Annotated in this window: 19 protein-coding genes; 3 read left to right on the forward strand and 16 right to left on the reverse strand. The window is 69.6% G+C overall.

The features are described 5' to 3' along the window. Positions 1 to 21: 21 nt before the first annotated feature. The 14 genes from DPV79_RS34640 to DPV79_RS34705 all read right to left on the reverse strand — a co-directional run bounded on the left by DPV79_RS34640 (position 22) and on the right by DPV79_RS34705 (position 13465). The gene (locus DPV79_RS34640) at positions 22 to 1467 is read right to left on the reverse strand and encodes a Do family serine endopeptidase (protein ID WP_113047528.1); all 1446 of its coding nucleotides are present in this window, start codon (positions 1465 to 1467) and stop codon (positions 22 to 24) included. A gap of 76 nt (positions 1468 to 1543) precedes the next feature. Beyond that, positions 1544 to 1903 carry a hypothetical protein gene (locus tag DPV79_RS34645; RefSeq protein ID WP_059854273.1) on the reverse strand — a complete coding sequence of 120 codons (360 nt, stop codon included), beginning with the start codon at positions 1901 to 1903 and terminating at the stop codon, positions 1544 to 1546. Positions 1904 to 1948: 45 nt separating this feature from the next. Continuing rightward, on the reverse strand, positions 1949 to 2809 hold the full coding sequence (locus tag DPV79_RS34650; RefSeq protein ID WP_113047529.1) for a hypothetical protein: 861 nt from the start codon (positions 2807 to 2809) through the stop codon (positions 1949 to 1951). An 8-nt stretch (positions 2810 to 2817) separates the two neighbouring features. After that, entirely contained in the window at positions 2818 to 3708 is an 891-nt protein-coding gene (locus DPV79_RS34655; protein ID WP_113047530.1) for a peptidylprolyl isomerase, read from the reverse strand. A gap of 44 nt (positions 3709 to 3752) precedes the next feature. Next, a complete protein-coding gene (locus DPV79_RS34660; RefSeq protein ID WP_113047554.1) occupies positions 3753 to 4157 on the reverse strand; it encodes a hypothetical protein in 405 nt (134 codons plus the stop codon). Positions 4158 to 4183: 26 nt separating this feature from the next. Further along, entirely contained in the window at positions 4184 to 4771 is a 588-nt protein-coding gene (locus DPV79_RS34665) for a YbjN domain-containing protein (RefSeq protein ID WP_113047531.1), read from the reverse strand. A gap of 59 nt (positions 4772 to 4830) precedes the next feature. After that, positions 4831 to 5529, reverse strand: a complete 699-nt coding sequence (locus DPV79_RS34670; protein ID WP_113047532.1) for a hypothetical protein — start codon at positions 5527 to 5529, stop codon at positions 4831 to 4833. A 12-nt stretch (positions 5530 to 5541) separates the two neighbouring features. Then, positions 5542 to 7353, reverse strand: coding sequence for a putative porin (locus tag DPV79_RS34675; RefSeq protein ID WP_113047533.1), 1812 nt, complete (start codon positions 7351 to 7353; stop codon positions 5542 to 5544). Positions 7354 to 7445: 92 nt separating this feature from the next. Continuing rightward, the gene (locus DPV79_RS34680; protein WP_053076265.1) at positions 7446 to 8144 is read right to left on the reverse strand and encodes a TonB family protein; all 699 of its coding nucleotides are present in this window, start codon (positions 8142 to 8144) and stop codon (positions 7446 to 7448) included. A 4-nt stretch (positions 8145 to 8148) separates the two neighbouring features. Continuing rightward, on the reverse strand, positions 8149 to 8559 hold the full coding sequence (locus DPV79_RS34685; RefSeq protein WP_059706122.1) for an ExbD/TolR family protein: 411 nt from the start codon (positions 8557 to 8559) through the stop codon (positions 8149 to 8151). 24 nt (positions 8560 to 8583) lie between these two features. Then, on the reverse strand, positions 8584 to 10389 hold the full coding sequence (locus tag DPV79_RS34690) for a DUF2341 domain-containing protein (protein ID WP_113047555.1): 1806 nt from the start codon (positions 10387 to 10389) through the stop codon (positions 8584 to 8586). Positions 10390 to 10454: 65 nt separating this feature from the next. Next, positions 10455 to 12107 (reverse strand): ShlB/FhaC/HecB family hemolysin secretion/activation protein, encoded by a 1653-nt coding sequence (locus DPV79_RS34695; RefSeq protein WP_059588536.1) that lies wholly within the window; start codon positions 12105 to 12107, stop codon positions 10455 to 10457. Between the two features lie 150 nt (positions 12108 to 12257). Continuing rightward, positions 12258 to 12806, reverse strand: coding sequence for an adenylyl-sulfate kinase (gene cysC, locus DPV79_RS34700; RefSeq protein WP_244321851.1), 549 nt, complete (start codon positions 12804 to 12806; stop codon positions 12258 to 12260). A gap of 95 nt (positions 12807 to 12901) precedes the next feature. Beyond that, a complete protein-coding gene (locus DPV79_RS34705) occupies positions 12902 to 13465 on the reverse strand; it encodes a DUF4915 domain-containing protein (RefSeq protein ID WP_244321852.1) in 564 nt (187 codons plus the stop codon). 647 nt (positions 13466 to 14112) lie between these two features. On the opposite strand from DPV79_RS34705, the gene DPV79_RS34710 reads away from it, so the two are divergent. Both DPV79_RS34710 and gspK read left to right on the forward strand, forming a co-directional pair. Continuing rightward, positions 14113 to 14676 (forward strand): hypothetical protein, encoded by a 564-nt coding sequence (locus DPV79_RS34710; RefSeq protein WP_059622569.1) that lies wholly within the window; start codon positions 14113 to 14115, stop codon positions 14674 to 14676. Between the two features lie 32 nt (positions 14677 to 14708). Continuing rightward, entirely contained in the window at positions 14709 to 15704 is a 996-nt protein-coding gene (gene gspK, locus DPV79_RS34715; protein ID WP_113047535.1) for a type II secretion system minor pseudopilin GspK, read from the forward strand. A gap of 67 nt (positions 15705 to 15771) precedes the next feature. Here gspK and DPV79_RS34720 read toward each other — a convergent pair whose 3' ends face one another. Then, positions 15772 to 17406: a type II toxin-antitoxin system Phd/YefM family antitoxin gene (locus tag DPV79_RS34720; RefSeq protein ID WP_113047536.1), complete on the reverse strand. Its 1635-nt coding sequence runs from the start codon at positions 17404 to 17406 to the stop codon at positions 15772 to 15774. 182 nt (positions 17407 to 17588) lie between these two features. On the opposite strand from DPV79_RS34720, the gene DPV79_RS34725 reads away from it, so the two are divergent. Further along, entirely contained in the window at positions 17589 to 18413 is an 825-nt protein-coding gene (locus DPV79_RS34725) for a hypothetical protein (protein WP_113047556.1), read from the forward strand. A gap of 275 nt (positions 18414 to 18688) precedes the next feature. On the opposite strand, the gene DPV79_RS34730 is transcribed toward DPV79_RS34725, so the two are convergent. Continuing rightward, positions 18689 to 18940, reverse strand: a complete 252-nt coding sequence (locus DPV79_RS34730; protein WP_225740345.1) for a FecR/PupR family sigma factor regulator — start codon at positions 18938 to 18940, stop codon at positions 18689 to 18691. Between the last annotated feature and the right edge of the window lie 242 nt (positions 18941 to 19182).

A 19182-nucleotide genomic window follows, 5' to 3' on the forward strand; every position in this document is an offset into this window, starting at 1 on the left:
CCCGATCAACCGCCCACCCGCTCAACCGATCTCGATCGGCACATACAGGCGCGTGCCGCCGCGCTGGACGAGCAGCGCGACGTTGCCGCGCGCGGCATCGATCTCGGTCATCAGCGCGCCGATGTTCGCGACCGGCGTGCCGTTGACCGACAGCACGATATCGCCGGCCTGCAATCCCGCGCGCGCGGCCTGGCCGCTCGCCTGCTCGACGACGAGCGCCTGGCCGACGCCGAGCCGCTGGCGCTCCTGCTCGGTCGCCGCGCGCAACGCGAGCCCGAACCGCGCGGGCCCTTGCTCGCCGCTTGCCGGTGCCGACCCGCTGTCGAATGCGGCGACGGTCGCGATCACGTGCCTCGCCCTGCCCGCGCGCCACACCAGCAGGTCGGCTTGCCGCCCGGCCCGCATGAGCGCGACCGTGCCGAGCAGATCCGCCGATTCGGCGACCGGCTTGCCGTCGACGGCGAGCACGACGTCGCCCGGTTGCAGGCCCGCGTGCGCGGCCGGGCCGTCCGGTTCGACCATGGTGATCAGCGCGCCGTCCGGGCTCGCGAGGCCGAACGAACGTGCGAGTGCCTGGCTTACCTCCTGCACGGCCACGCCGAGCCGGCCGCGCGTCACCTTGCCGGTGCGCAGCAGCTGGTCCTTCACGTCGAGCGCGATGTCGATCGGGATCGCGAACGCGAGCCCCTGGTAGCCGCCCGTCTTCGAGAAAATCATCGAGTTGATCGCGATCACGCGGCCGCCGAGATCGAACAGCGGGCCACCCGAATTGCCGGGGTTGATCGGCACGTCGGTCTGGATGAACGGAATCGCGCGCTCACCGGGCAACGAGCGCGATTTCGCGCTGACGATGCCCTGCGTGACCGTGTTCGCGAACCCGTACGGCGAACCGATCGCCATCACCCAGTCGCCCACCTCGGTGCGTGCCGGGTCGCCGGTCGCGACGACCGGCAGGTCGTGCGCGTCGATGCGGATCACGGCAACGTCGGAGATGGGGTCGCTGCCGATCACGCGCCCCTTGAACTGCCGTTTGTCGGTCAGCTTCACGTCGATCGCGACGGCGTCGCCGACCACGTGCCGGTTGGTCAGGATCACGCCGTCCGCACTGACGATGAAGCCGGAGCCGAGGCTCACTTCCTCGCGATTGCCGATCACGCGCCGCGCGAGAAACGGCGCGAGCGGATGATCGGGCGCGATGCCCGGCGGCAGCTGGATGCCCATCTGCGTGACTTCGCGCGTGACGCTGATGTTGACGACGGCCGGGCCGACGCGCCGCACCAGCGCGGCGAAGTTCGGCAGCGCAACGGCCGGCGCAGGCGACGCGGCAACCGGCTGCGCCGGCCGTTCGGCGGCCGATGCCGATGCCGGTGCCGGTGTCGTTGCACCGGCGCACGCGCAGGCCAGCGCCAGCCCGCCCGCCATCGCTCGCAGCACAACCGCCCGGTTCGTGTGCCTGCCCGCCTTCATGTCGCTGCTCCTCGTCGGTTCGCGCCGGAACGCCGCCGGCTCATCGGTACGCGCGCGGCACGCCCGGCCGCACGCATTACTTCGGTGGCACCACGACCGGCGCATCCGGCCGCTGCGGCGTCACCGACCGGCCCCAGTTCGAGCCGAACCGGTTCCGCTCGGTCGACAGGTTGAACGTGCCGAGACGGTTCGACGGCTGCTTCGACAGTCGCTCCGCATCCGTCTGCGATGCGCCCGCCTGCGGATCGGCCTTCGGCGTCAGTTGCCGGCTCAGGCAGTCGTACGACAGCGCACGCTTGCCGTCGACTTCCGCATCGACGCACACCGGCTTCGTGGCCGCCCCCGCGCTCGCCGCCGCGCGGCCGCCCTGCGCGTGCGTGCCGGTTGCCACCAGCAGGCAGACGATCGTCGCGATTGCGCTTCGTCGCATCTTCATGCGCGCTCCTTCAGAAAGGACTCCATGGCACCCGCGCTGCGGCGGTCACACGTTCGTGCCCGGCGCCGACGCGCGCGCCAGGAAACGCGCGAACGCCGCGCGATCGGCGTCGTCGACGGCCGGCTCTTGCGCATCGACCCGCTGCGCCCAGGCGTCGCGCATGCCGTCGACCGGCTGCCACGCCTGCACCTGCGCGCCGGTCGGATACGGCGTGACGAGCGGCTCGCGATAGTCGACGCGAAACAGCGACGGCGCGCCATTACCGGCCGCCCACAGATCGCCGACGTCGCGCACGCTCGCGTCGAACCAGAATCGCACCCACCGCACGCCAGGCGCGCGTGCGTCGACGCCCGACGCATCGGCGCCCGACGCATCGGTACCCGAAACATCGGCACCCGACGCGTCCGGCACGCGCAGGAAACCGGCCAGCACGAGCAGCACGGCCGCCAGATCGTCGTCGCGCAACATCCGGTACGACCAGAGATCCGCGACGTCGACGCAGGCGATCACCGCGATGAAACGCCCGATCGTGAGCGCGGGCCACGCGCGCCGCATCAGTGCGTAATGACGCGCCCAGTGCGCCACGAAGCGCTCGCGATGCCGGGCGGCCACCTGCGCGTCGCGCGAGCCGCGAATCGTCAGGTCCTCCGGCTGGTACTGGCGCGTGGTGAGCACGCACTGCGCGGAGCATCGCGCGCTCCGGTGCCGCGCGTAACCGCCCGCACCGGGCAACGGCTCCAGCGCCCCGAAGCACAGCGGGCAATGCGTGGGCCACTCGCCGGGCCGGCCCGGCCACGGGTTCGCTTTCGGCATGCGCGGGCGGTCGGCAGCCCCGGCCGGGCGGCGGCGCCCCGGCGTGCGCGCATCGGGTGCGCCGACGCGCGGCGTCGAACGGACGGTTCCCATGCGCGCGCCTACCGGGCGGATGCGAGCGCTTTCTTCAGCGCGTCTTCGTTGATCGGTGCGTTCGCGGCGAGCTTCGCGAGATACGCCTGCGCATTCTGCTGCGTGCGCTGCGCGCGCAGCATCGCGCGCAGTTGCTCCTTCACGTCGGCCAGCGGGCGCGGCGCGGCCGCGCGAACGTCGATCAGCTTCACGACATGAAAGCCGGCCGGCGTCTGGATCGGCGCGGAGACCTGGCCCGGCTTCAACGCGTCGGCCGCCTGACGGACTGCCGGCACCATCAGCTGATCGGGCACGAACCCGAGATCGCCGCCGTTCGCGGCGCTCGCCTTGTCCTGCGAATTCGCCTTCGCGAGCGCCGCGAAATCGCCGCCGCGCGCGCGGCTCGCGAGATCGGCCGCCTGCTTGCGCGCCTTGTCGAGCGTCGCGGCATCCGCGTTCGGCGGCACCGCGATATAGATCTGCGCGACGTGCAGCGCGCGCGGCGCGGTAAACGCGGCGCGATTCCTGTCATACGCGGACTGCAGCTCCGCGTCCGACGGATAGTCGGCCGGCGGCGCATTCGCCGACGCCAGGTAGCTGCGCACGACGATGTCGCGCTGCGCCTGTTCGACGGCCGCCTGCACCTGCGCCTGCTTGTCCCAGCCCTTCGATTTCGCCTCGGCCAGCACGGCCTTCTGCGCGAGCGTCGAACGCACGACCTGGTCGAGCGCCGCGGGATCGGCCGCGAGACGCTCGCGCCCTTCCTGGCTCACCGACTTCAGCAGCCCCGCGATATCGGCCTGCGTGACCGATGCCTGCGCGGCATTCGCGACCACGTCGTCCTGTGCGTGCGCAATGAACGGCGCACCCAGCACGAGACTGCCTGCCACCGTCGCCAGCATCTTCATCTTCGTCATCATCGTTCGACTGCCCTCTCGATCGTTCCTGAATTGCGGACGCCGCATCAGCGCGCGTCCGTCAGCGTCATGCGCAGGACAAGCGGCTGCGCCATCCCGCGTGGCGGCGCCGCGCCGACCGCCCGGCCGACGAGTGCGGCGTGCAGCGCCGCGTCGAGCGCCGCTTGCCCGGCCGCACCGCTGTCGATGCGCGTCACGTGCCCGTACCGGTCGAGCCACGCGCGCACCGGCAGCACGGGACGGTCGTCGCCCGCATCGGCCCGTTCGCCGGCCCAGCGCTCGATGCCGGCGCGCAGGCGGCAAACCGCCGCGTCGTCGCTTTCGTCGTCGAGCGTCGCCCGCAGCCACTGTGCGATGCGCTGTGCATACGCGCCCCACGCGGCGGGTACATCGCCCGCGGCCGAGGCTTTCGCGTCGTGCCGCGCGCGGCCCGGCAACCACGCACGCAGCATGGCGCCGATCCGGCTGCCGGCGCGCGTCACTGCGCGGCAGCCTCGACTGCTGCCGTGGCCGCTCCGGCGGTCGATGCGCGTGCCTGGTCGCCGGCCGCCGCACGCGCCGCCGCTTCCTGCCCGGCCATCGCGGGACGGTTGCGCAGGTGCAGCAGGAATTCCTGGATCAGCCGGTCCCACAGCTCGATCGTCGAGCGCAGGTAGCGCTCGGACACGCCGCCCGCGACGATCACGTCCATTTCCAGCGCAAGAAACTGCCCGTGGCTCGCGAGACGCGCGAAGCGCTTGGTCCGGTTCCAGTCCGCGACGAGCTCGGCCGGCAATTCACCCTGCACCTGCAGCACGCACGACAGCGTGTAATCGATGTACGGCAGCACGGCGGGCGTTGCATCGGCACCCTGCGGCGCGAGCGCGGCAGCCGGGTTGCCGAAGCGCACCGCGAAGCCGATGCCCTGGCTCGCGCTCATCAACTGCACCGCGCCGTTCTGCTCGGCCGCCGTCACGCGATAGCCCGCGCGGCGCAGCACGTCGGCGAGACGGTCGGCGCAGATCGCTTCGATCGGCGCATCGTGTGCCGCGCGTTCGTCGCCGGCGTTCGGTTGCTTGTCTTGCATGTCTGTCTTCCCCATGTTCAACGAATCGATCGGTTCAATCCCGGTTGCGGGCCGCGCGCTCACTGCGCGTTCGCCGAAGCGGCCGAAGCGGCCGACGCCGACGCCGGTGCCGGCGCGGCGGCAACCGGCCGCGCGGCCGGATCGTACTTGCCCGCGTACAGCGCATCGCCGTAGCGTTGCGCGAGGTCGTCGTACTTCACGCGCGCCGACTGCGCGAACGGCTGACGCGACGAGAACAGCGTGCCGATGCCGACGTGCTCGTACGCGTCGAGAATCTCGTGCCCCACGCGATACAGCTCGGCATTGTGTGCCTGGCAGGTTTTCAGCTGCGTGTCACGCGCGGCGACGTCCTTCTGCAGTTGCGTGTGCTGCGCGTCGCGGGCACGCGACACGGTCAGCAGGTCCTCGTAGGACGACTTGTATTTCGCCAGCGACTTTGCGTCCTGCTCGCGGCCCGCCCGTTCCTGCGCCAGCGCGCGCTTCGCCGCGGCCTCGGCGCCCGAGTCGCCGCGCGCGGCCGCCAGTTGCCCCTGCATCGCCTTCAGCTGCGCAAGTGCGTCGTCGCGCTGCTTCTCGGCCGCCGCCTTGTCGCTCTGCAACTGCGCCTGACTGTCCTGCAACTGGCGCAGCTCCTGCACGGTCGAGCGTAACTGGCTGCGCAGCTTGTCCTCGATGCTCTGCGCATGCGCGCCGCCGGCCGCGGACAGCAGCATGCCGGCCAGGGCGGCCGCGAGCATCGTGCGAGTGATCGTGTTCATTCCCGGCTCCGGTCAGAAGCGAGCATTGAGCTCGATCTGCAGCACGTCGATCGATACCGGCGGCCCGTACACTTCCTTCGAGCTCAGGTAGCGGGCCGACACCCACGTGTCCCGTGCAACCGCGTAGGCGGCGCCGAGCACGTAACCGCGCGCGTTGGTGCCGCCCAGGTGGAAGTCGGGATCGTTGAACGCGTCGAGCACGGCGTCCGGCTGCAGGTACTTGTATGCGATCGAGAAGTTCCACTGGCCCTTCTCGCGCGGTTCCGGCTCGCCGAACGTCGCCTTCGCGAGGAAGCCGTTCGGGCCGCTGCGGTAGTCGGCGCGCGTCGCGTTCACCGACGTCGATTCGTAGTTGTTGACCGGCAGCGACGCCGCCGCGAACGCCTTGTTGTCGTTGTACGCGAGGTTGCGCACGTATTCGCCGTCGAGACGCAGCTTGAAGCGGTCGGCGACGACCGTATCCCACTGCGCCTTCAGGTCGAGCAGCCGGTAGTTGTACGCGAGACCGAAAAGCTGCGGCTGCGGCGTCATCCCCGGCGCGAGGTTCGGGTTCTGCACGATGTTGCGCAATGCGATCAGCGTGTTGCCGCCCTGCATGAATGCCGGCGCCTCGTTGTCGGTGCTGCAGTTCGTCGCGCCGAGATACAGCGCGCACGGCGACGACAGCGTGCCGCGCATGTTCTGGAAGTCGTAATACGCGACGGCGCCGCGCAGCCGGTTCTTCGCATCGATCTTCCAGTCGGCGCCGAATTGCGCGCCGATCATCCACTTCGTGTCGCTGCCGGCCTTGTCGGTGCTGTTCGACGGGAAGTTCTCGCTCGTGTACTGGATCGGGAACACGCCGAGCGTGCCGAACAGCGTGACGTCCGGATTCCACGGCAGCGCATGGCGCAGGTTCGCGGCGAGCCCGTCCATCATCAGGTCGTCCGAGAACACCAGGTCCGACTTGAAGAACGGGTTGTCGAAACGGCCGGCCGTCAGGTTCAGCCACGACGTCGGCTTGTACGCGAAGAACGCCTTGTTCAGCCAGATGTTCTTCTTCCCCCAGCCGCCCCCGGCCGTTCCCGTCGTCGACACGGGGCCATTGTCGTTGCCGCTCGCGAGCTGGAGGCCCGCGATCATCTCGTCGGACAGCGTCGCCGTCACGCCGAGCCGCGCGCGATAGCGCAGCAGGTTGTTGCGGTTCTGCGTGGTGTTCTGGGTCGGCAGCTGCGTCGTGTTGGTGTTCGAGTTGATGTCGAACCCGTTGCCCTGGTTGATCGCCGCGAAGTTCGTCACGTTGTTCGCGTTGCGGCTGCCGTAGAAGTGGTACTCGTCGCGCACGCGCATGTCGCCGTCGAGCTTGATGCGCGACACCCAGTCGGGAAACGTGTTCGGCTGCGCCCAGTTCTCGGCCTTGGCCTGCGCGATCACTTCCTGCTTCACCTGGTCGCGGATCTGGTCGCGCACGAGCTGCGGCACGTACGGCACCGCGACGTCGCCCGGCTGCGTCGGCGGGTTGACCACGCCGCCCGCCACGACCGGTGCGCCCGATGCGCGCGCCGACCTCGCCTGCACGGCTTCCGTGCGCGCTTCGGCAATCAGCTCGTTCGCGTTCTGCTGCGTGAGCACGCCGCGCTTGACGAGCAGGTTGATCAGGTTGATCACCACGCTTTCCGTCGGCGCGGCCTTCCCCGACGCCGCCTGCGCCTCGAGCGATTGCCCGTGCGCGGCGGACGCGCACGTCAGCCCGAGCGTCAGCACCGCCGCACCGACGCGCGACAGGCGCGCGGGCAGCGCGCCGTTGCGGGGCACCCCACCCCGTCCATTCATCTTCCGAATCATCGAAGCACTCCGAACAATTTTCGTTTCTTTTCCGGCAGCATCCGTGCGACGGCGCTGCCCCATGATTCTTGCGTGGTCTCTGTCGCGCATCGTCATGCCGGCTTGCGGCCCTGGAGCTTGACGAGCACCGGATACGCGGTCGCGGGCGGCGGCACCTCATCGACCCGGCCGAGCGCCTCGACCGCCGCGACGACGGCCGCGTCGATCTTCGCGTCGCCGGTGGACTGCGCGATCGTCACCTTCGTGATCCGCCCGGACGTGTCCATCCACAGGTTCAGGCTGCCCGCGAACCGGGCGCCGCCGGCCTCCTGCACGCCCTTGTCCTGCTCGATCGCACGCTGCAGCACGTACACCATGTATTGCGCATAGCTCGCGTTGCCGAACTTGCCGCCCCCGCCGCTGCCCAGCATGCCCGACCCGTCGCCCGCGCCGATGCCGAAGTTGTCGCTGCCCGCCTGCGCGTCGGCATTCATCGTCATCTGCTTCGGCTGGTTGTCCGACGGCTTCGGCGCCTCGGACGGCTTCGGCGCGATCGTCGGCCGCTCGACCGGCGTCTTGACCTCTTCCTTCACCTTCTCGGGCGGCGGCTTCTGTTTCGGCGGCGGCGGGGGCGGCGGCAGCGGGATCACCGTCGTCACCTGCGGCGCGCTCACGCGCTTCACGCCCGCGGTGTCGCCCGCGAAACGCCAGATCAGCGCGGCCACGCCGGCAAGCACCAGCGCGATCGCGACGGGCTTCACGTAGCGGCCGGGGCCCTTGTCCGGCGGGCCGCCGTTGTAGGTCATTTCCATCGCGTCAGCCGCCCTGCTTCGCCTTGCCGGTCACCAGGCCGACCTGCGACAGGTCGAGGCGGCGCAGCAGGTCGAGCACGTCCATCACCTTCTGGTACTGCACGGCCGCGTCGCCCTTCAGCACGATCGGGAAATCCGGGCTGGTCGCCTTCTCGGTGCGCAGCCGGCTCTCGAGCTCGTCCATCGTCACCGGGTACGCGTCGAGGAACACCTGCCCCGAATCGGCGACCGTGATCGCCTTCGTCTTCGGCTTCGCGAGACTCGCGGACGAGCTCGCCTTCGGCAGATCGACCTTGATGCCCTGCACCGACGCGGTCGTCATGATGATGAAGATGATCAGCAGCACGTACGCGAGGTCGAGCATCGGCGTGATGTTGATGTCGTCGTACGGCTTGTCGTCGTCCTGAACCTGCATGGTGGTCTCCTGCGTGCGATGCGGTCAGTCGGCCAGCACCGCGTGATCGGGCGCGCGGTGCGCTTCGGCGAGGCGCGTGACGAATTCGTCGACGAACACCTGCATGTTCGCGGTCACGTTCTTGTTGCGGATCAGCAGGTAGTTGTAGCCGAACAGCGCGGGGATCGCGACGAACAGCCCCGTGACGGTGGCGAGCAGCGCGGCCGCGATACCCGGCGCGATCGCGTTCACGTTGACGTCGCCGGCCGCCGCGATCGCCGCGAACGTGATCATCACGCCGACCACCGTGCCCAGCAGCCCGAGGAACGGGCCGCCCGAGATCGCGATCGTCAGCAGCACCATCGACTTCGACAGCCGCTGGTTTTCGCGCACGAGCGTCGCGTCCATCGACGCGCGGATCGCCTCGATCGATTCGGACGTGATCACCGTGCGGCCGTTGCCGTCCACGCGGCTGTGGATTTCATGCACGCCGGCCTTGTACAGCCGGTACAGCGACGACTGGTACAGCCGGCGGCCGTCGGCGCTCGCTTCGTCGACATGCGCGAGACCGACCAGGTGGCGGCCCGCCACTTCGCGGAAACGCTGCACGAAATACTGGTTCGCCTTGTCGACGGTGCCGACGTAGCGCGCCTTGGTCCACATCACGATCCACGACACGAGCGCCATGCCGAGCAGGATCGTGATGACGACCCACGCGTCGACGGTCACCGACTGCACGATCACGCCGAAATAGCCGAAGCCGAAGCCCGACTGCTTCTCGTCCGCGCCATACGCGACGAGCTTCGATTCCGAACCCTGCGCGAGCGCGTCGACCGCGATCGCGGCCGGCGAGCGCGCGATCTTCGACAGGCGCAGCTCGTCGAGCGCGCCCGCATACGCGGCGAACCCGGCCGGCGCGCCCGGCGCGTCCGCCGCAACCGTCGCCGCGCCGGTCAACGCGGGCAGCGTCGCCGCGACTTGCGCGGCCTGCTTGCCGTTCACGTAGACGGTGAGGTTCTTGCCGTCGGCCGTGACCGCGAGATAGGTCCACTGGTTCGCGGCGACCGGCGAGGCGGCCGGCGTGCGCACCGGTGCCGGATTGCCGGCTGCGCCCTGGACTTCCGCGAACGGCACGCCGTTGTCGAGGCCGACCAGCAGCGCGTTCGCGCCATCGCGGCGGCTATAGAGCAGCGTGTTCGGCGCCAGCGCCGACGGCTTCACCCATGCGCTGAACGTGAAGCTGCCGCCGGCCGCCACATTCAGCGATGCGCTTGCCGGCAACGTCAGCGACCCCGTACCGTCGAAGCGCGCACCCTTGCCGACGATGCCGTCCTCGACCGTACGGAACGCCGCGTTCTGCGCATTGTTGCCATACGCGGTCGCATCCTTCGGCGGCGCGCCGGCCGCACCGTTGAAGTGATAGACGAGCGTGTAGTCGGCATCGAACGTCTCGGCCGGCTTGCTGCCGTCGGGCGCCTTCTTGTTGCCGTAGTACATCCAGATCGACTCCGCGGCGCCGGCCGGCATCTTCGGCACGTCGACCCAGATCAGCGCGACACCGAGCACCGGGTCGTATTGCTCGACGTGGTAGTTCAGCGGCGTCTTGTCGTCGCCGGCGACGAAGCGGATGTCGGCGCCGTTGTCGGCCAGCCCGTCGAACTGGAAATTGCCCGAGTGCAGGCGGATCAGCAGCGGCACACGGCCGGCCGACTCCGCGAGGTTCGCGCCTTTCGCGCTCGCGTCGATCGTGATCGCCTTCCGGTACGACCAGTCGTTCTGCCACCATGCGTTCGCGATGCCGGGCAGCACGCCGAGCATCACCGCCAACAGGAAAACCAAGACTCGCTTCACGATCCACTCCCCGAATGTGCGGGCGCCGCGCTCGTCGCATCGCCCCGGCACGATCAAAAAAACCGTCAGAACCCCAGCCTTACGAAGAAATCGAACCGCGGGCTGTACTGCCGCGTATAGACGCCCGCCTTCAACGGCCAGCCGGCCTCGAAATCCGCGCTCGCATACTTCATGATCTGCACCCGTGTGCCGACGCCGACACTCATCAGGTTGAAGCGCGCCGTCTGCTCCGGCAGCGGGCTCAGCAGCCACAGGTGCGCCGCGTCGAAGAACGCGTGGAAGCGCCACTCGTTCACGCGGCTGCCGACCGCGCCGCCGAGCCATTTCGCGAGCGACGGACTGCGCAGCTCGAGCGACGCGATCACGCCGCTGTCGGCCGTGTCCTCGGCCTGCATGTAGCCGCGCACGCTGTTCATCCCGCCCGCGGCGAACTGCTCGCTCGACACGAGCGGCGAGTTCGAGATCTGGGCGTTCACGTGCGCGTTGGCCTGCATGTCGTTCGCGAAGCGCTGCGTGTGATTCACGTCGAACTTGCCGTACACGAAATCGGGCGTTGCGTTGTAGCGCTTGTTGTCCCATGCGCCCCAGTCACTGCCGAGGCCGCGGATGTTCGTCGTCAGCGACGCGGAGAACGACGTCTGCGAGTTCTTCAGGCTCAACTGGCCGTTGTACGACAGCGTCACCGGCACGTACGTGAGCGGCGCCGTCGAGCCGCCCTGCCCCGGCAGCGACACGTCCTCGTCGTAATGCTTGCGATCGATCTCGATGCTGACCGAATGCGCGTAGGTCTCCGTCGCCGGCAGCGAATAGATCGCGGTGAAGCCGTACGTGGTGCCCTTGCCCAGCACGTTGGTGTTGCCGACCGACGCGACGTTGCTGTCCGAATGCACGACCGTCGCGAGGAAACTCCAGCGCGAATCCCTGATCGGCGCGAGATACGAGAACGCGTAGACACGCGCATCGTTCGGATGCTGCGGCGCGATCACGTAGGTGCCGGAAATCACGTGGCCGAGCTGCCACAGATTCGAATAGCTGAGGCTCGCGGTCGTGCGCAGCGTCGACGTGCCCGGGCTGTTGTCGTTGTTCAGTTCGAGCGAGCCGTGCAGCGGGCTGTGATCGTCGACCTTCAGGTCGACGTCGACCGTCTGCGGCAACGCGCCCGGCTTCAGCACCGGAATCACCTGGCGGTCCGCCGAGCGGTTCAGGTCGGTGAGCTGCTGCTGGGCCTGGTTGAAATCAGGCACCTGGCCTTCGGCGAGCGCCGGCACCGCATCGCGGATATTCTGCGGCGAGTTGTATTTCGCGCCGTCCACGCGCAGGCGCCCGACCTTTGCCTCGGTCACCTGCAGCAGGATCACACCGTTCTTCACCTGCTGCTGCGGCAGCTCGACGACGACCGACTGGTAGCCGCGATCCTGGTACGCCTTCTGCAACGCGTCACGTGCCGCGTTCACGTCGGCGAGCGTGCGGCCCGGCCCTTCGAACGGATACACGGCTTTCTCGATCTCGAGCGTCGGCAACGTCGTGTTGCCGCGCACCACGAAGGCATTCACGTCGAACGACTGCGGTGCGGCCGGTGCCGCCTTCGCGGCCGGCGCGGCTTCCTGCGCATGAACGCCCGGTGCGAGGCCCATCCCTCCGGCCAGCACGACGCCCGCCAGGCATCGGCATTTCAGCCGCCATCGTTCGCGTGACTTGCGGTCTACTCTCGGCGGCATGCGCCATTCCCCTTTGTTGTTCCGGGTCGAAGCGAAGCTGTCGCGAACTGCCGCCGCTCCGCTATCAGTTGCCTGTTTCACTTTGATGACGCTTTGTTCGTCATCCTTATCATGAACTGCGAAATACCATTTCCTGCCATCGATCCGGACTCAGCCGTGCCGCAGCGGTGCCGCCTGCGGATCGGCCGCACCACCGAACTGCGCGACGGCGAACCGCATCAGCGTGTCGACGCACATCGCGAGCGACGCGCGGCCGGTGTCGATCGTGAGATCGGCTTCGACCGGTGGCTCGTACGGCGCCGAAACACCCGTGAATTCCGGCAGCACACCGCTCCGCGCCTGCGCATACAGCCCTTTCGGATCCCGCGCCTCGCAGCAGGCGAGCGGCGTGCTCACATACACTTCACGGAATGCCGGCCCGACGATCGCTCTCGCGGCATCGCGCATCGCCGCGAGCGGCGAAATGACCGCAACGATCGCAAGCGCGCCCGATTCGCTCGTCAGTGCCGCGACTTCGGCGATGCGCCGCACGTTCTCGAAACGGTCCTGCACCGTAAAGCCGAGATCCCGATTCAGCCCCGTCCGCAGCCGATCGCCGTCGAGCACCACCGGATGCACGGATCGGTCGCGCAGTTGCGCCGCCACCGCATCGGCCAGCGTCGTCTTGCCCGCGCCCGACAGCCCCGTGAGCCACAACACCCCGCCGGCCCGCGGCGAGGCTCTCCACCCTGCGCACGCTCCGTCTACCGATAAGGACGAAACGACGCCGGGAAACCCGCAACGATCGATCGTCATCACGCCTGCTCCGCCGCGTTCGCGGGTTCATCGTCCTCGCGCGGACGCGGCTGCCGGATCGGCGTGAAATTGAAATAACCGTCGATCACGCTGATGCATGAGTAGCGTGTGTTGACCGCGAGCCGCACGTGCTCGTCGAGCGCCATGTCGTGCAGGTCGAGATCGCTGGTGTAGTACGACATGCTCGGCACGAACATCGCGTCGTAATGATCCGGGCGGGCCGGAGAGCGCGGCGCGAGCGTCGACACGTTGGCGAACACCATCAATTCGTGCATCGTCGCGACCGCGAGCCGGTTACCCGACACGGCCATCCCCATCGAGCGCGGCAACAGGCACGCGGACAATGTGGGCACACCGTCGTCGACGCCGATCGCGGCCACGCCGGACGGGCGGCGGCTCACGGCCGGCGAGCACCCGAGCGCCTCGAGCACCTGCAGGAAACGCCCCGTGTCGCGCAGGTTGACGACCGGCGACAGCGCTTGCGCCTGCCGCGCCGATACGTCGTCCGTCGGCGTGCCGCGCTCGCCGGCCGGCCGGGTTTCCTCGAACTGTTCCACTGTCATGCACCTGTCGGCTTCACGCCGCCTGATGAGAAAAAATGCGCGCGTCCGCGTGTTCCCGCCCGCCGGCCCGACGCATGCGCGCCGGTCGCGGACGGGGCCGCATACGGCACACCGAGTCGCAGCTCCCACCTACCTAGACGGAACGAAGCGCGCATTGCCGCAATGTTTTTTTGCGTGACGTCGACCGGTCCGCCGGCACGGGCAGGCGGTCGACGCAAGCGGCCTGCAATGCGCGCGCAGCGCTCCCTCGCGCAGGACGCGCGAGACGCGGTGCATGACCTTGCTTGGCCCCCGTTTCGTGTACGTGCGTCGTCCGGCCGACCTGCGGCGCGTCAGCGTGCTGCCATTGCGCGCGGACGACCGGAAAACGTGTCGCCGTCTGGCCAGCCCTCGCGAAAACGCGACGTGCCGGCGTGCGGCCCGACAATCCTCGGGTTTCAACCGGGAAGTTTTTGTGACATTCCGCTGAAGATATTCACGAAACGCTCGCGAAACACGGCGCGGGATCGCCGGGACCGTTTACGGCGCATCGCCGGCGCATCGCCGTATCGCGACGCACGCAACGGCACGCACGAAATCCTGCGGCTTGCGCGCGCCCGCTTCGTCCTAGCTATTGAGAACGAAACACGTCAACGACAGGACACTCCATGTCATTCGCCACGATGCTCGTCCGGTGGCTCGCCGGGCGATTGTCCGGCGCCGCCGGAATGCCCGGCCGGCCGCTGCCGCCCGCCGCTCATGTCGCGCCGCATCCGCCGCTGCGCTGGCGCACGCCGTGGCTCGCGTGGCAGCTGCTGTCGTGGTCCGCGCTCACGCTGCTCGCGCCGCCGATCTGGACAATCGGCACGCTGCTGCTGATCAATCCGTCGAGCGACCAGCCGCTGTTCTGGGCGCTCGCGATGGCGATCGTGCCCGTCGCGAACGGGGTCGCGATCGTCACGACGAACCAGCGCCATCACCGCGCGCCGTTCACGCGGCGCCCGGCGGTCGCGGCGCACATGTTCGCGATCGCGATGGCCGTCGGCTGCGCGCTGTTCGTGCTGCTGCTGTGGCGGTCGCACGCGATCGCCGGCCTCGTCGGCCCGCTTGCCGACGACGGCATGCGTCCCGCGACGCTCGCATGCTGGGTCGCGGGGCTGGCCGCGCTGTTCGGCGTCGCGTCATCCGCGCATGCGAGCATCGCGCATGCGTGGCTGGCGTTCGAGGTGTGAGCGCGCCGCGCCGACACTGCGGGGGCACGCGAATGCTTCGATACGGAAAAGACAGGACGGCGCACGCACGACGCGAACGCGGCATCGCGATCGTGACGGTGCTGCTCGTCGTCGCGCTGGCGGCCACGCTCGCGGCCAGCGTGCTGTGGCGCCAGCAGGTCGCGACGCGCGACGTCGAGAACCAGCGGCTCGCGACGCAGACGATGTGGATCGAGCGCGCCGCGGTCGAATGGGCACGCGCGACGCTGCGCGCACAAAGCGCGACGTCGAACGTCACGTTCGCCGGCCAGACGTGGTCGGCACCGGTTGCCGACGTGCCGCTCTCGGACCTGTTGCCGTCCGACGCGCTAACGGTCAACGCCGAGCTGTCACGCGCGTGGATCTCGGGCAGCGTCGAGGACGCGCAGGCGCGCTTCAACCTGACGAACCTCGTGTCGCGCGCCGCGCCCGGCAAGCCGTGGCAGTCCAACGGCGAAGGCGTGCTGGCGTACCGGCGCCTGCTCGGGCAGCTGTCGCTCGACCCGGCGCTCGCGCAACCGACGGCCGACTACATGCTGCGCTCGCTGCGCGACACGAACGGCCCGGGCGGCTGGCCGCTGCAGCTCGTGTCCGTCGACGATCTCGCACGCATTCCCGGCTACGACGCGAATGCGGTCGCAACGCTCGCGCCGTTCGTCACGATCCTGCCCGACCTGACCGTCGTCAACGCGAACACCGCGGCCGAACCCGTGCTCGTCGCCGCGATTCCGACGCTGTCGGCGAGCCAGGCCAGGCGGCTCGTCGACCGGCGCGCCACCGCCTACTTCGTCAGCACCGGCGACATCGCCGAATACCTGTTGCCCGCGCAGGGCGGCAACCCGACGCTGCCGGACGGCTCGGCCGTGGGCGTGAACAGCGGCTATTTCATCGTGCACTGCCGCGTGCATTCGGCGCGGATCAACACGCGCATCGACACGTTGATCGCGCGCTACGGCAGCGGCAATTTCGCATGGACGTCGGTCATCTGGGTGCGGCGGCTGACGAGTTGAAGCCGAGGGCGGCACGCGCCGGCGCGATGAACGGCAAGCCGGGCCGGCAACGTGCGGCCGGCGCCCGCTAATTCAACGACGACTCGCTCAGCGTCACCGGGCGCAGGCCCTGCGACGCGGCCGCATCGAACGACAGCCGCGTGAAGCTCGTCTCGCGTACTTCGCCGAGCAGCCGGTTCCAGTCGTCGATCGACACGAGCAGCGCGATCGGCCGGTTGTACTTGGTGACCATCACGAGCGCCTCGCCCGCGTGCCGCAGCGCCTTCGACGGATTGCTGCTGAAGTCGCGCGTCGCCATCGCGATCGTGCGCAGGCTGAACACGTTCGCGGCCGGATCGTCGCCGTCGTCGTGCATCAGGCGCTCGAGCGTCGCCGCGCGCAGCATCGCCTGCGACTTCGCGGACAGCCGGTTGTCACGGCGCCGCCGCCGCTCGCTGCGCGGGTCGACGTGCGCGGCGAGCATCCGCACGATCTGGCCGAGCGCGGTCGCGGGCAACTGGTCGTAACGCTGCCACCAGTCCGGCGGCAGCGCGATCATCATGCCCGCGTAGGTGGCCGCCACGCCGTCGGCGATCAGCGCCGGCAGGCGCTCGACGTCGCGCGCGTCGAGATCGAGCGTGCCGCCGACGACCCGCGTCATCACGCTGAACGCGTTGTAGGCAAACGCGGCGATCCCGCTCGCCAGCAGCGCCGCACGCGCGGGCACGGCGCCGAACGGCGCGCCGTCCACGACGGGCTCGAGCGCCAGCGGCAACGCGTCACGCCAGCGCCGGCACGACAGTGCAACGACCTGCGGCGCGTCGAACCGCCCGGCCGGCAGATCGGTCAACAGCGTGACGATGTCGCCGGGGGCCTCCGCGCCGCGCCATTCGATCCGTCGAAACGCGCCCGACACGCCGCCTTCGCCGGCCATCCCGACGGATTGTTCGCGCACGCGCCCGGCGCCGAACACGCCCGCTTCCCGCCAGTCGCCGAGCGGCCGGCACGCCGCCGGGCAGGCGTATTCGCGCAGCACGAACGCACCGCCGCGACGCGGCCAGCCGGACAGGATCGCGTCCGTATCGAAGCGCCCGTCGACGATCCACAGCTCGCCCGGTCGAACCGTTTCCAGCAGCGCGCCGACGAATGCACGCTCGTGCGACCGACCCCGCTCGCACGGCAGCAGGTCGACGATCATCCCGAGATCCGGATCGTAGACCGGCAGGACGCGCACGCCGCCCGCCACCGCATCGCGCGCGGGGTCGTCGCACGCGCGCCCGCAGTCGCAACCGCCGGCCCGCGGCGCACAAGCCTCGCCGGCCCCGTCCAGCACGCGCAGCCGCATCCCGTCGACTGCACGCGCACCGTCGACGCCGCGCACCGACGCGACCGGCAGCAGCAGGTCGACGCTGTCCCTTACCAGCGCGCGCCCCCAGCCGGCCCGCCACCGGCTCATGCAATCGTGCAGCGCCGTCACGGCCGTACCCACCCCCGGCGCAGCGGCCGCCTCGCCGTCGGACATCCGCCGTCGCCCCGCAATCGACGCGAGCGCGTCGACGGCCAGGGCAAACAGCGCCTCGCGGATCGACTCGCCGTCGGGTTCGTCGCCGGCGTCCGCCGCGGCGCCGACCCAGTCGTCGTGCAGCGCGCATTGCAGCACGAGCCGCGCCATGATCGTCATCGGGCTCTGCTCGACAAAGCGTTCCACGATCGTGCGCATCATCGGGTTACCCCACATTGTCCGGTTGACCGCGCGGGCCGCCGCAACGGCACGCGCACGCGTGCGTCGCGATGCGTTCGCACTTGACGGCGCGCGGTCGACACCGCAGCATCGTGGGCGACCCGATCCGCGCGACGACACGCCGTCGCGACGGTCAGCCCGCAATCGATGCACGAGGCACCGGCATGTACGTAGATCCCCGCGTGGCGCACGGCCGCGCCCGGTTCGACCTGAGCGGCTCGCCGCGGCTCGTCGCCGACGAGCGCCGCTGGGAAATCAGCGACGTCGTCACGCGCGGCATCGACGATTTCAACGGCGTGCGCAACCGCCGCAACCTGCTGCGGCTGCTCGAACGCCAGATCGCACCGAAACTCGCGCGCCTCGGGCTCGAACCGTACGTCGGTGCGCTCGGACGGGCCGAAGGGCTGTTCGTCAATTTCTCGACGATGAGCGCCGAGCACGGGCTGCGCGAATTCCAGCTTCAGCTGACGGTGCCCGACCTCGTGCTGCGCAGCTTCGCGTCGAACGTGATCCGTCCGCACGCGGTCGCGCGCTGCATGCAGCGCAACGGCGTGATGTCGCTGGCGGAAGTCGAACATGAAACGCGCATCGCATTCGTCGCGGCGCGCGTGATGCGCTCGCTCGCGCTCGCGGAAGGCTGGCGGCAAATCGGCGTGCCGACGCCGCACGGGTTGTTCGTCGGCGCGCTGACCGACGCGGACGACGTCGCGATGAACACGTATTTCCGGCCCGGCGACAACGACCGGCCGTCGCGCTGGAGCGGCTTCTCGGCCGTCTTCGCGACAATGCCGGACTGGCGCCCGGAACAGGTCCGGCACGGCGGCGAACTGCTGCAATGGATGGTCAACCATATCGTGGCCCTGCAAGAATCCGCATCGTTCGTCGAACGCTTTCCCTTTCTGCGCGAGCCGCTGCGCGATGCCGGCGATCCGCTCGATGCCGCATGGAACGGCGCACGCGCGGGCCTGCAGCCCGGGGCGCCATCCTGAATCGGGAATCCGTGTTGTCGTGACGCGGCCGGCACGTACTCGCCACGCGCGCCGCCGCCATGCGTGAACGGTGATCCGGGAGCCGTCTCCGGCCCCCGTTCCCCGGTCTCCGCTTTACCGCCCCTCTTCACGGTCCTGCTACACGGCCCCCTCGCTCTCTCATATACAAGGTCGAAGCGGGCCTGCATAACCCGCAGACTTTCTTCCGGCGCCCGTGGGTCGTCGCGCGAACGCGATCGCGCACCACACCGGTGCGTGCGCGAACCGCCGCCATGTCAATGCGTGCGCGTCGATCCGCCGGGCTCATGACGGCCGACCGCCTCCAGCAGCGCCCACATCCAGATCAGCTCGCGGACCGTGCGCGCATGCTCGTCGCTCTGCGCGCGCCAGCGCGCGAAAGCGTCGTGTTCCTGCTCCGTCGTATCGCCGGCGCGCAGCCACAGCAGCCAGCGCACCGCGCCCTCGCGGATCGCATCGGCGCGCGTATTCGCGTCGCCCGGATCCGTGTCCCGTTGCGATTCGTTCATGATCACGCCACCGCCCGAAGCTCCATCGACACACATCCCCCGCACCGCGCATCGCTGCGCGGCCGGGGCGCTTGCCACCCACGCCTCGGGTCCGACGACGTCACACCGGGCCGCCCTCAAGGACAGCCCGGCGTTTGCCGGCCCTCATTGATCAAGTCGTATCGGACGGCCGTAACCCGCAGTGCGCGGACGGCCGCAAGCGACGCGAACGCATCGCGCGCGGAAGGAAAACGGGGGAATGA

Origin of the sequence: Burkholderia reimsis (genome assembly GCF_003294055.1) — a bacterium.
In the GTDB taxonomy this organism is placed as follows: domain Bacteria; phylum Pseudomonadota; class Gammaproteobacteria; order Burkholderiales; family Burkholderiaceae; genus Burkholderia; species Burkholderia cepacia.